This window comes from Umezawaea sp., from assembly GCF_036375055.1.
GTDB lineage: Bacteria > Actinomycetota > Actinomycetes > Mycobacteriales > Pseudonocardiaceae > Umezawaea.
This window is the reverse complement of sequence record NZ_DASUSQ010000083.1, coordinates 122,209-134,501: the sequence shown is the minus strand read 5'-3', so window position 1 is coordinate 134,501 and position 12,293 is coordinate 122,209. Positions and strand designations below refer to the sequence as shown.

At 70.5% G+C, this 12,293-nt stretch carries 9 protein-coding genes and 1 pseudogene; 5 read left to right on the top strand and 5 right to left on the bottom strand.

Translation table 11 applies throughout. The annotated features are described in order from the left end of the window. Both VFZ92_RS23160 and VFZ92_RS23155 read right to left on the bottom strand, forming a co-directional pair. Positions 1–237: pseudogene (locus tag VFZ92_RS23160) on the bottom strand (hypothetical protein); the annotation flags it as partial. A 57-nt stretch (positions 238–294) separates the two neighbouring features. Beyond that, a complete protein-coding gene (locus VFZ92_RS23155) occupies positions 295–1,494 on the bottom strand; it encodes a glycosyltransferase 87 family protein (protein WP_330878110.1) in 1,200 nt (399 codons plus the stop codon). Between the two features lie 207 nt (positions 1,495–1,701). Between VFZ92_RS23155 and VFZ92_RS23150 the strand changes: the two genes are divergently transcribed. After that, a complete protein-coding gene (locus VFZ92_RS23150; RefSeq protein WP_330878109.1) occupies positions 1,702–2,286 on the top strand; it encodes a DNA-binding protein in 585 nt (194 codons plus the stop codon). 28 nt (positions 2,287–2,314) lie between these two features. Then, positions 2,315–2,971: an RES family NAD+ phosphorylase gene (locus tag VFZ92_RS23145; protein ID WP_330878108.1), complete on the top strand. Its 657-nt coding sequence runs from the start codon at positions 2,315–2,317 to the stop codon at positions 2,969–2,971. A gap of 234 nt (positions 2,972–3,205) precedes the next feature. On the opposite strand, the gene VFZ92_RS23140 is transcribed toward VFZ92_RS23145, so the two are convergent. Together VFZ92_RS23140 and VFZ92_RS23135 are read right to left on the bottom strand one after the other, a co-directional pair. Next, complete coding sequence (locus VFZ92_RS23140) at positions 3,206–3,772, bottom strand: GNAT family N-acetyltransferase (protein WP_330878107.1); 567 nt, start codon at positions 3,770–3,772, stop codon at positions 3,206–3,208. Between the two features lie 103 nt (positions 3,773–3,875). Beyond that, on the bottom strand, positions 3,876–5,798 hold the full coding sequence (locus VFZ92_RS23135) for a S9 family peptidase (protein WP_330878106.1): 1,923 nt from the start codon (positions 5,796–5,798) through the stop codon (positions 3,876–3,878). A 74-nt stretch (positions 5,799–5,872) separates the two neighbouring features. On the opposite strand from VFZ92_RS23135, the gene VFZ92_RS23130 reads away from it, so the two are divergent. Further along, positions 5,873–7,084 carry an amidohydrolase family protein gene (locus VFZ92_RS23130; protein ID WP_330878105.1) on the top strand — a complete coding sequence of 404 codons (1,212 nt, stop codon included), beginning with the start codon at positions 5,873–5,875 and terminating at the stop codon, positions 7,082–7,084. Positions 7,085–7,141: 57 nt separating this feature from the next. Here VFZ92_RS23130 and VFZ92_RS23125 read toward each other — a convergent pair whose 3' ends face one another. Next, entirely contained in the window at positions 7,142–8,143 is a 1,002-nt protein-coding gene (locus VFZ92_RS23125) for a TerC family protein (RefSeq protein WP_330878104.1), read from the bottom strand. A 332-nt stretch (positions 8,144–8,475) separates the two neighbouring features. Here VFZ92_RS23125 and VFZ92_RS23120 point away from each other — a divergent pair, with 332 nt between their 5' ends. Both VFZ92_RS23120 and VFZ92_RS23115 read left to right on the top strand, forming a co-directional pair. After that, complete coding sequence (locus tag VFZ92_RS23120) at positions 8,476–11,346, top strand: alpha/beta fold hydrolase (RefSeq protein WP_330878103.1); 2,871 nt, start codon at positions 8,476–8,478, stop codon at positions 11,344–11,346. After that, positions 11,343–12,284, top strand: a complete 942-nt coding sequence (locus VFZ92_RS23115; protein ID WP_330878102.1) for an ABC transporter permease — start codon at positions 11,343–11,345, stop codon at positions 12,282–12,284. Before VFZ92_RS23120 ends, VFZ92_RS23115 begins: the two co-directional genes overlap by 4 nt. Positions 12,285–12,293: the final 9 nt, after the last annotated feature.

Genomic DNA, 12,293 nt, shown 5'->3' with positions numbered 1-12,293 from the left:
CGCCAGATCACGACCGTGCCCGTACCGCACCCAGCTCAACGACGTGTCCGTCAGCAGCGGATCCGTCTTCAGCACCGCACCCGCACCCGCACCACCCAGCGCGATCAGCGAGACGCCCAGCACCCCGAGCAGGATCGTCCGGACGGGGATGCCGGTCGGCTCGGGAGGCGTGCTGACAGCAGCACCCGGTGCGAGGGGCACCGCGCTGGTACGGGGGAGGGACGGGGTCGACGCCATCGCCGGTCATCATCACACACGGACGGCTCGCACCTCCGCGTGAACGGGAAAACCGCGTCAGACGACCGCGGGCTTCGGCCGTCGGGCCACGGCCAGCGCCACGACGACCGCGAGGCCGAACCAGACGTAGGCGTTGCCGATCACCTGCTGCCACCACGCCCAGTTCCGCTCGACGTCGTTGTCGTTGGGGAACAGCCAGTGCGTGCCGATCAGGAAGATGAGGACGCCGGGCACGGCGAACCACCAGAACCCCTTGGCGCGGCGCAGGGCGGGCAGCGCGAACAGCGTGAGCGCCGGGGCGATCCAGATCCAGTGGTGCCCCCACGACACCGGCGACACGAGCAGACCGGCGACCGCGACGACCAGGAACGCGGCCACGTCGTCGTTCGCGGCGCGCGCCTTCGCGGCGGCGACCACGGCGAGGACGACGACCACCAGGCTCAGCAGCACCCAGACCGCGACCTGCGGCGTGCCGTCGAGGCCCAGCCGGGCCACGAGCCCGCGCAGCGACTGGTTGGCCGTGTAGGTCAGCCTGCCGACGCGGCCGGGGTCGAGCAGCGCGTGGAACCAGAACTGGCGGGCGTCGGTGGGCATGATCGCGAAGCCGATGGCGCCGAACAGCAGGAACGACACGAACGCCGTGATCGCGGGCCGCCACTGCTTGGCGGCGATGAAGAACAGCACGAACACCGCGGGCGTCAGCTTGATGGCGGCGGCCAGGCCGATGAGCGTGCCGCGCGGGAGGCGGGTGCGCGCGAGCAGGCAGTCCAGCAGCACGAGGACGGCCAGCAGCAGGTTGATCTGGCCGAACGCCAGCGTCTCGCGCACCGGGTCGAAGACCGAGCTGACGGCGGCGGCGCCGAGACCGTAGCGGACGGCCAGCGGACCACGCCCGCACACGCGGACCGCGGCGATCAGGCAGATCGAGGTGAGCGCGACGAGGTTCAGCAGCGCGATGGTGAAGATGGCCGCGGGCAGCGGCACGGCCGCCAGCGGGCTGAACAGGACCACCGCGATGGGCGGGTAGGTGAACGGCAGGTCGGGGCCGCCCATCGACGACCCGAAGTGGTCGATGTAGATCGGCAGGCCTTCGAGCCACGCTCCCCCGCCGTTGCGGTAGACGCGCAGGTCGAGCGACCAGTCGAACGGGCGCGTCATCACGTGGACGAGCGTCCCGACCATCACCACCAGCCACGCGGCGGCGACCGCGAGCGTCGGTTTGTCCGACCGGACCGCGTACCCGGCATCCGCGACCATCGAACAACCACCCCCGCACGTCGAGCGCCCCGAACGGCGCGGGCCCGATGGTAGTCAGCACGCGATGAGGGCCAACTCACGACCTTCGACTAGTGCCGGACCTCGCACGTTTACGTAGTGTGGTGACTTGTGCGCGGACAGTGGAAGTTGACGGCCAATCTTCCCGATTGGGCGCACAAAGGCGCACGCACAGGATACTCTGTGCGCATGAGTCCTGCGCTGGAGACGGTGCTGGCCAAGGCCGGCCTACAGGTCACGCCCACCGAATTCCTCACCCTGGTCGAAGAGGCCGCCAAGCGGCTCGCTCCTCCTCACCCGGAGCCTGCGAGCTACTTCACGCCGGACCAGCGGGAGGTGCTGACGGAGGTGGGTCTCGACCTCGGTCCGCTCACCGCGGCGGACGCACAACCCAGAGCGCGCACGGTCGTCGCGCTCGCCGTGCTGCGCGACTCCGCGCTCACCGTCGCCGAGGCGGCCCACCAGTTGCAGGTCGACACCAGCCGCATCCGCCACCGCTTGGGCGTGGGCAGGCTCGTCGGGTGGAAGGACAAGGGCAGCTGGCGCCTCCCCGCGTGGCAGTTCGCGGGCACCGGCGTGCTCCCCGGCCTGGAGACGGTGCTGGCCACCGTGGCCCAGGACCAGCCCGCCCTGGTCGTGGCCGCCTTCATGACCACCGCGCAGGAGGACCTGCTGGTGGACGGCACCCCGACCACTCCGCGCGAATGGCTGCTGGCAGGCGGCGACCCACGTCGCGTGGCAGACCTGGCGGGAATGCTCGGCACCCCCGTCTGACCCACGTCCCCTAGCCACCTGGATCCGCATGTCACGGCTCCCCCAGCCGCCCGCTCCCGCCGTGCTTCAGGCAATACTGCGCCGAACGGAAGACGTGGTGGCGGTGCACCGGGCAACCCGCTTGGTGCGCGTCTTCACCGCAAAGGGACAACACCCCCAACGGTGGAACACGTTCCGCTACACGGGCCCCCTGCCCCACGCGCGCTTCGACACACAACCACCAACCCCGGACGGAGCACCGGCGGTAGCGCAAGAACACGGAGTCCTGTACTTCGGCCTCACCGTGAGAACGAGCATCGCAGAAGTCTTCCAAGCGACATCGGTGGTGGACAGAAGAACCAGAAGCCCTTTTCTGGTATCGCTGAGACCAAGAAGAACACTGCGACTGCTGGACCTCACCGGCCTGTGGCCAACCAGGGTAGGCGCCTCACAAGAATTGAGCAGCGGCCCAAAACACCTGACACAGGCCTGGGCGAGAGCGATCAGAGCAGCACACCCGGAACTGGACGGCCTCTGGTACAGATCATCGATGGACTCCGGCGACCCAGCGGTCTGCCTGTGGGACCCACCAGGAGCAACCTGCCTACCAGCATCACCGGACGTACTACTACCACTGGACCACCCAGGCCTGGACCTACCACTGGCCAGGGTGTGCGAAGAACTCAACTACACGCTACTTGGGTAAAACCACTCAAACCAACAAAGGCGACACAGGGCTTTCCCTAGAGCAAGGCCGATTTTACTCGGGGGATTTGACCCTTGCACCAGTAGATCGGGCAGGTTGACACCACCTGCCCTTGAGCCCGATCAAAGGGTCAAATCGAGGGGTCCCCTAGTCACATCGGCCGCCCCAGCCGGGACTCGCAGTTGCCCTATCCGGTGGAACTAGCAGTTACCCGTTCCCGCCAACCCCACACGCTCAACTACGCCGAACAGCAGCGGCAGAGCGCCGCCGGGGCGCCGACAGGAACCGCGCGTACCTCACCTCAGGCAGTTCCTGGTCCCCGAGTTCGTACCGGTGCACCACACCGTCGTGCCGCCACCCGTGGGCCTCGTAGAACTCCCGACTGGGCGCGTTCTCCTGGAACACCCACAGCACCGCGTACCGGAACCGGTGCTCGATCAGGTGCCGAACGGCGGCCTCGTGCACCTCGTGCCCGGCCCCGGTCCCCTTGAACCGCGGATCCGCGTAGATGGCGGTCATCTCCCCGGTGTGCAGGTCGGGGTGGGCGTCGCCCACCTCCCGCACGGCGTCCACGGCGCAGTAGGCCCCGATCGCCCCGTCGTCGGACACGGACACGAACACCGCCGAGGGCTCGGGCAGCGCCAGCACGCGCGTCCACCCCGGCAACCTGCTCTCGGGCAGCATCCGGTCCAGGACGGGATCGGCGACGATGCCCCGGTACGCGTGCTGCCAGGCGGCCACGTTGATCCTGGCGATCTCCGTGGCGTCCTCCGGGCGCGCCGTCCGGACGGTCCACTGCATGGAGGCAGCGTGCCGCACGAACGCCGCCACCGCTAGACATTGAGATATCCCGCCCACCGCTCAGGACGGAAACCCCCGAAAGTCGCACGTCCGGGTGGACCGCTCACCCCAGGTGCCTGGACCACCACTCCAGCACCGCGTCGAAGCGCTGACGGCGGTGCCTCGGCTTGCCGGAGCGGGTCAGCTCGTGGCCCTCACCGGGGAAGATCAGCATTTCCGCGTCGACGCCGTTGCGGCGCAGGGCCACGAACATGCGCTGCGCCTGCTCCAGCGGACAGCGCCAGTCGTGCTCCGAGTGGACCACCGCGAACGGCATGGTGATCTTCTCGGCGTAGGTCAGCGGGCTCATCGCGTGCTGCGTCGCCGGGTCGGCGCCGCAGTAGGCGTCGGCGAAGAACCAGCCGATGTCCGACGAGCCGCCGAAGGAGTCCCACGCGTTGACCGCGCGCTCGCTCCACGCGGCGCGGAAGCGCTCGCCGTGGTGCGCGGCCAGCCAACTGGTCATGAAGCCGCCGTAGGAGCCACCCATGACGCCCACCCGGTCGGCGTCTAGTTCGGGGCGTTCCAGCGCGGCGTCGAGGACGGCGAGGACGTCGTCCACGTCGACCGTGCCGAACGCGCCGACGACGGCCTGCCCGTGCTCCTGGCCGTAGCCCGCGGAGCCGCGCGGGTTCGGCAGGACGACCGCGTAGCCCGCGCTCGCGTAGACCTGCGCCTCGTCGAAGAAGCCCTGGCCGTGGTACATGAACGGGCCGCCGTGGACGGCGAGCAGGACCGGGTGCGGTCCTTCGCCGTCGGGGAGGACGAGGAAGCCGTGCGCCGGGTGGCCGTCGGAGGCGGTGCCGGTCAGCTCGACCGAGCGGCGCACGCCGGTCGCGCGCACCGGGGCGGCGAAGTCGGTGAGCACGCCGGTGCCGACGAGCTCGACCTCACCGGGGTTGTCCGAAGTGGACACGACGGCGGCGATGGAGTCGCCGTGGACGCTGAACGCCTTGACCTCGCCGCCCTGTCCGGCGAGCACCTCCAGGTCGGCGAGCACGGCACCGGACGCGTCCAGCGGCACGCGGCGCAGTTCGACGGCACCGCGGTTGCGGACGGCGACGACGACACCGGACTCGGTGGGGACGGGGGCGCCCGCCGCGCGCTCGCAGTCGACGGTCTCGACGTCGGTGAGCCTGCGAGGGCCCGACCCGGTGACCGCCCAGAGGCCCGCGTTGCGCGCGACGGAGTGGATGCCGGTGAACTCGCCGCCGTAGAAGTAGAGGGTGCCGTCCGGGCCGTAGGCGGGGAGCGCGGCGCTGCCCTCGGTGCGGACCAGCAGTTCGGGCTCGCCGCCGTCGGCCGCCACGGAGAACAGGTCGCTGTGCAGCGACTCCGGCGTGCCGAAGTCGCGGTCGGCGACGAACACGAGGCGGGTGCCGTCCGGGGTCCACGCGGGCTCGGCGACGGCGAACGCGCCGTCGGTCAGCTCGACCGGCTCCGCCTCGGGGTCGAGGGCGTCCAGGACGTGCAGCCTCAGCTCGCGGTCGCCGAGGAAGCCGACGTCGTCGACGCGGTAGTCGAGCCGGGTGATGCGGCGCGGCGCCTCGGCGTCCGGGGTCGGGGCGTCCTCGCCCTCGACGGCGGACGTGCCGTAGCGGCCGGCTTCGGGGATGCGCGCGGTGAACGCGATCCGCCGCGAGTCCGGGGCCCACACGGGCACGCCCGCGCCCAGCGGCAGGTCGGTGACGCGGCGCGGTTCGCCGCCCTCGGTGGGCAGCACGTGCACCTGGGGCGCGGCGGCCTTGCCGGTGCCGGAGCTGCGGAGGAACGCCACCCAGCGGCCGTCCGGCGACACGCGGGGGGCGAAGTCGCGGTCCCCCCACGTCCAGCGCACGGGGTCGCCGCCGTCGAGCGGGACGCGGTGCAGGCCGCCCCGGTAGGCGTTCGCGGCCAGGTCAGGGCTCGTCACGGTGACCAGGAGCAGGTCGCCGTGCAGCGCGAGCGGGCCGGGCACGGACAGCAGTTTCAGGTCATCGGGGCGCACGATGGAGCACGTTACCCCACTATTCTTAGCAAGGCTCACGAGATTTATTGACGATCACACAGGATTGCGGTGCCATGACTCGGATCGTGTTCGCAGGTGGCAAGGTGTTCGACGGCTCCGGCGCGTCCGCGCAGCCCGGTGACGTGGTGGTCGAGGGCGACCGGGTCGTGGAGGTCGGCACGGGACTGGACGGCGACGAGGTCGTGGACGCGACCGGCCACACCGTCCTGCCCGGTCTCTTCGACTGCCACACGCACTTCATGTTCAGCGACATCGACACGGTCAAGGCGCTGAACACCCCGTTCTCGCTGCCGTTCTACCAGGCCATCGGCAACATGCGCGCGACGCTGGAGTGCGGCATCACGTCCGTGCGCGACGCGCTGGGCTCCGACCTGGGTGTGGCGACCGCCGTGCGCACCGGCCTGGTCGCCGGACCGAGGATGCAGATCGCCATCAGCATGGTCTCGCAGACCGGCGGGCACGGTGACGACTGGATGCCGTGCGGCGTCCACGGCTCGGTGACGCACCCCGGCGCGCCGCACGGCGTCGGCGACGGCCCGGAGGAGCTGCGGCGGATCGTCCGCGAACTCGTGCGCGCGGGCGCCGACGTCATCAAGATCGCGACCAGCGGCGGTGTGCTGTCCCCGCGCTCGAACCCGCGGCTCGGCCAGTTCCGCGACGAGGAGGTCGCGATGGTCGTCGCCGAGGCGGCCGCGGCGGGCATCTTCGTCATGTCGCACGCCCAGGCCACCGACGGCATCAAGGTCGCCGCGCGCAACGGCGTCCGCTCGGTCGAGCACGGCGTGTTCCTCGACCAGGAGGCGGTCGAGCTGATGCTGGAGCACGGCACGTGGCTGGTGCCGACGCTGACCGCGCCGCGGGCGGTGCTCAAGCAGATCGCCGACGGGATGGCGGTGTCCGACCAGATCCGCGACAAGGCGATCAGCGTGGCCGCGCGGCACGACGAGTCGATGCGGATGGCCGTCGAGGCGGGCGTGAAGATCGCGATGGGCTCGGACTCCGGCGTCGGCCCGCACGGCGACAACCTGGAGGAGCTGCCGCTGATGGTCGCGTGTGGACTCACCCCGGCGCAGGCGCTGCACGCCGCGACCCGGTCCGCCGCGCGACTGCTCGGTGTGGACGGTGAGCTGGGCACGCTGGAACCCGGCAAGAGGGCGGACGTGGTGCTGGTGCGCGGTGACGCGGAGGAGCTGGCCGCCCGCAGCGGCGCGGAGTTCCGCCGGGCCGTCAGCGGCGTGTGGATGGACGGCGCGCGGGTCGTGTGAAGCGGGGAACCGTGGGTGTTCCGGGGATCCCCTGAACACCCACGGCTCCTCGGGGCGTCAGAGCGAGGAGCCCACGTGCTTCGCGGCCTCGGGGTGGCGCTTCACCTTGATGAGGCTGGCGATCGTGGTGATGGCCAGCACTCCGACGATCACGCCGAGCGAGAGTTCGATGCCGATCGTCGGCACCGGCAGGCCCTCGCCGTCGTTGATGAACGAGAACGTGTTGGTGTGCAGGGCTTCCAGGATCAGCTTCACGCCGATGAACCCGAGGATGACCGACAGGCCGACCGACAGGTACACGAGCTTGCTGAGCAGGCCGCCGAGCAGGAAGTACAGCTGCCGCAGGCCCATCAGGGCGAAGGCGTTGGCGGCGAAGACGAGGAACGGCTCCTTGGTGAGGCCGAAGATCGCCGGGATCGAGTCGAGGGCGAACAGCAGGTCGGTGGTGCCGATCGCGACGATCACGATGAACATCGGGGTCACGAAGCGCTTGCCGTCGATGCGGATGAACGACTTGGACTCGTGGTACTCGTCGGTGACCGGGAAGACCTTCCGCACCAGGCGCAGCGCGGTGTTCTCCTTGAAGTCCTCCTCCTCCTCGTCGTGGTTCGTCCTCGCCAGGTTGTAGGCGGTGTAGATGAGGAACGCGCCGAAGATGTAGAAGACCCAGCTGAACTGCGCGATGACCGCCGCGCCGACCGCGATGAAGATGCCGCGCATCACCAGGGCCATCAGGATGCCGATCAGCAGGACCCGGTGCTGGTGGATCGACGGCACCTTGAACGTGGTCATGATGATCAGGAAGATGAAGAGGTTGTCGACGCTCAGCGAGTACTCGGTGATGTACCCGGCGAAGAACTCCGTGGCGGGCTGACTTCCCGCGAAGATCCAGAGCCCGGCTCCGAAGGCGATGGCCACGGCGACGTAGAACGCCACCCAGCGACCCGCTTCGCCGATGGTGACCTCGTGCGGTTTGCGGTCGACGATCACGAGGTCAACCGCCAGGAGGACGAGGAGACCGGCGATCGTGGCGATCCACAGCCACGCGGGAACTACCATTATTCCAAACCTCCGGACAGGCGCACGCCAATGCCCGGAGGTCTCCTCCACCAGGCGTTCGTGCTGCCCGGCCAACGGCACCGGGTGCTCTTCAGGTCGAGCACCGTGCTGACGACACCGCTGCGTTGGGAGTACTCCCCTCCACGCTCGTCCTGAAGTGTGTCCCACCAGGGGCACCCCGCGCCACCCGGGGTGACCAGACGCACCCGTTGCGCCCGATTTCACCCGAACGACGACCTGCTTCTTCCACCAGCCGAAATGACGGGGGATGCTGAGACACCCGCCCCACACCTTCAGCCCGTTCTCAGCAAACCTCCAATAAGGTCAACAACGTGTCCCACCTCTCCCGCCTCCGCGGCAGGTGGTCTCTCCCCATCGCGATCCTGGTGCTCGTCCTCATCGGCGGCACCGTGTTCTGGACGCGATCGGAAGACGCCCCTCCGCCGGTGAGCACCCGTGACGCGGTGATCGACGTTCCGGAAAGTCCGGGTAGCTCCCAGACGATCCAGATCGACACCACGCTGTACCTGCCCGCCCAGACGCCCGCGCCCGCCGTCCTGCTCCCGCACGGTTTCGGCGGCAGCAAGGCCAGCGTGTCCGCCCAGGCCACCGAACTGGCCCAGCGCGGGTTCGTCGTACTGGCCTACTCCGCGCGCGGCTTCGGCCGCAGCCAAGGCAAGATCGCGCTCAACTCCCTCGACTACGAGGTCAAGGACGCCCAGAAGCTGCTCGACTGGCTGGCCACCCGCGAGGAGGTGCAGACCGACGGCCCCGGCGACCCCAAGGTCGGCGTGACCGGCGGCTCCTACGGCGGCTCGCTGTCGCTGATGCTCGCCGGTGTCGACGAGCGCGTGGACACGCTCGCGCCGGTCATCACCTACAACGACCTGTCGCAGGCCCTGCTGCCGAACTCCGGCGCCGCGCAGACGCCCTCCGGGACGACACCCGCCGCCGGTTCCTTCGGTGACGACGGCGTGTTCAAGCGGTCGTGGGCGGGCATCTTCTTCTCCGCGGGCCTGTCCGGCGCCGACGGCACCAACCCCGGTCGCGAGGCTCCCGAGCCCGGCCAGGAGGACGACGACCCTGTCGGCAACGCCGCCTCGGCGGCGGGCTCCGTGGCCGCGCAGGGCCGCCAGCCCGGCTCGGCCACCCCGCAGGCCCCGGACGCGTGCGGCCGCTTCACCCCCGAGGTGTGCGCCGCCTACACGGAGGTCGCCACCACGGGCAAGGCGAGCCCCACCACGCTGAAGCTGCTGCGCGACGTCTCCCCCGTGTCCGTCACGGGGAACATCACGCAGCCGACCCTGATCGTGCAGGGCGAGCAGGACACCCTGTTCGGCCTCGACCAGGCCGACGCGAACGCGCGCCAGATCAGCGCGGCGGGCGGCAAGGTCAAGGTCGTCTGGTACGCGGGCGGCCACGACGGCGGCAGCCCCGGCGCGTCGCTGCGCGGCCAGATCGCCGACTGGATGGCGTTCCACCTCCAGGGCAAGGGCACCGACCCCGGCACCGGCTTCGAGTACGCGGTGCAGGGCGCGTTCCGCACCAACGGCACCTCGTCGCTGCGGACGGTGACCACCGACGGCTACCCCGGTCTCACCGGTGGCGGCGAGACCCAGCGGACCGCGCTGCCCCTGGAGGGCCGCGAGCAGGTCGTGGTCAACCCCGCGGGCGGCAACCCGGCCGCGGTGAGCAGCCTGCCGGGCTTCGGCGCGGTGCTCAGCGGCTCGAACTCGCTGTCGAGCAGGCTGTCGATCGACCTGCCGGGCCAGGCGGCCGTGTTCAGCTCCGAGCAGCTCACCTCGCAGGTGCTGGTCGCGGGCTCCCCCACGGTGAAGCTGAAGGTCGCGGGAGTGCCCGGCCAGCCGGTGCCCCCCGAGGGCGCCGTCCTGTTCGTGAAGTTCTACGACGCCGACGCGAACGGCAACCGGACGCTGCCCGGCGCGGCCGTGGCACCGGTCCGGATCGCGTCGCTGCCCGCCGACGGCAGCCCCGTCGAGGTGTCGGTGTCGCTCGCGGGCTTCGTGCGGCCGGTCGAGAGCAACCACCGCGTGCAGCTGGTCGTGGCGACCACGGACCAGTCGTACGCGAACAGCGAGACGCCCGCCGCGTACCGGATCTCGTTGGCGGACAACAACATCCAGCTTCCGGTGGTGCCGGGGGCCAACGTGGTGGCGGCGACGTCGACCACCGCCCTGTGGGGCATCGGCATCGTGCTGCTGGCGTTCGTCGCGGTCGGCGTCGTGGCCGCGTTCCGGCGCAGGCTCGCCGCGGACGTCGACCCCGACCTGCTCACCGTGCCGCTGGTCATCGAGAACCTGACCAAGTCCTACCCCGGCAAGCTCACCGCCGTGAAGGACCTGTCCTTCCGGGTCGAGCACGGCCAGGTGCTGGGCCTGCTCGGGCCGAACGGCGCGGGCAAGACCACCACGCTGCGGATGCTGATGGGCCTGATCCACCCGACCGAGGGCGGCATCAGGGTGTTCGGCCACAAGGTGACCCCCGGCGCGCCCGTGCTGTCGCGCATCGGGTCGTTCGTCGAGGGCGCGGGCTTCCTGCCGCACCTGTCCGGCACCGCGAACCTGCACCTGTACTGGGCGGCCACCGGCCGACCGGTCGAGCAGGCGCACTTCGAGGAGGCCCTGGAGATCGCGGGCCTCGGCAACGCCGTGAACCGCAAGGTCCGCACGTACAGCCAGGGCATGCGGCAGCGGCTGGCCATCGCCCAGGCGATGCTCGGCCTGCCGGACCTGCTCGTGCTGGACGAGCCGACCAACGGTCTCGACCCGCCCCAGATCCACCAGATGCGCGACGTGCTGCGCCGCTACGCGGCGGCGGGCCGGACGGTGCTGGTCTCCAGCCACCTGCTGGCCGAGGTCGAGCAGACCTGCTCGCACGTCGTGGTGATGCACAAGGGCCAGCTCGTGGCCGCCGGACTGGTCGAGGACATCGCGCAGGGCGGTGGCGAGGCCACGTTCAAGGTCGACGAGCCGGTGCAGGCCGCGACCGTGCTGCGGGGTCTCGACGGCGTGCACGACGTGCACGTCGACGGTGACCTCGTGCACGCGGGCCTCAACGGCACGCCCCGCGCGGTCGCGCTGGGCGAACTGGTCAAGGCCGGGATCATGGTCGACCAGGTGGGCCCGCGCCGCAGGCTGGAGGACGCGTTCCTGGAACTCGTCGGAGAGGGGAGTTCGGCGTGAGCGAGCAAGAACTCGGCGCGAGCGGCGTGCACACCGACTCCGCCGCGATCGACGACCTGACCACGGCCGTCGCGAGCGAGGTGAACGCGGTCGCGCCGGACGGCTCGACCGTCGGCTACCGGGCCCGCAAGACGCTGCCGCTGCGGGTGGAGCTGATCCGCCAGCTGCGGCGGCGCCGGACCCAGCTCGTGCTGGCGTTCCTGGTGCTGCTGCCGGTGATCCTCGTGGTCTCGTTCGAGCTGGGCGAGGCGTCGCCGAACCGCCGCTCCGGCGGGTTCGTCGACCTCGCCACGGCCAGCGGCGTGAACTTCGTGCTGCTGACGCTGTTCGTGACGAGCAGCTTCCTGCTGCCGATGGTCGTGGCGCTGTTCTTCGGCGACACGATCGCCAGCGAGGCGTCGTGGTCCAGCCTGAAGTACCTGCTGGCCGCGCCGATCCCGCGACACCGGCTGCTGCGCCGCAAGGCCATCTCGTCGGGCCTGCTGTCGCTGTTCGCCCTGATCCTGCTGCCCGCCGTCGCGCTCGCCGTCGGCGTCGTCTGGTACGGCTCGGGCGAACTGGTCAGCCCCACCGGTGAGGCCGCGTCGTTCGGCGACGGCGTCACCGCCCTGGTGCTGGCGGTCGGCTACATCGCGCTGCACCTGTTCTGGGTCGCGGGCCTGGCGCTGTTCCTGTCCGTCGCCACCGACGCGCCGCTCGGCGCCGTCGGCGGCGCGGTGCTGGCGTCGATCCTGTCGCAGATCCTCGACCAGATCACCGCGCTCGGCGACCTGCGGCAGTACCTGCCGACGCACTACGCGCTGTCGTGGGCGGACCTGCTGTCGACGGACATCGACTGGACCGAGATGACCAAGGGCGCGTTCTCGGCGCTGGTGTACGGCGGGCTGTTCACGCTGCTGGCCGCCCGCCGGTTCACCACGAAGGACGTCACCAGCTAGTACACCGAG

What these genes read in the sequence shown, in the direction of transcription:
- VFZ92_RS23155 (WP_330878110.1), bottom strand. Translation starts at nt 1,494, where the DNA reads ATGGTCGCGGATGCCGGGTACGCGGTCCGGTCGGACAAACCGACGCTC.
- VFZ92_RS23150 (WP_330878109.1), top strand. Translation starts at nt 1,702, where the DNA reads ATGAGTCCTGCGCTGGAGACGGTGCTGGCCAAGGCCGGCCTACAGGTC.
- VFZ92_RS23145 (WP_330878108.1), top strand. Translation starts at nt 2,315, where the DNA reads ATGTCACGGCTCCCCCAGCCGCCCGCTCCCGCCGTGCTTCAGGCAATA.
- VFZ92_RS23140 (WP_330878107.1), bottom strand. Translation starts at nt 3,772, where the DNA reads ATGCAGTGGACCGTCCGGACGGCGCGCCCGGAGGACGCCACGGAGATC.
- VFZ92_RS23130 (WP_330878105.1), top strand. Translation starts at nt 5,873, where the DNA reads ATGACTCGGATCGTGTTCGCAGGTGGCAAGGTGTTCGACGGCTCCGGC.
- VFZ92_RS23125 (WP_330878104.1), bottom strand. Translation starts at nt 8,143, where the DNA reads ATGGTAGTTCCCGCGTGGCTGTGGATCGCCACGATCGCCGGTCTCCTC.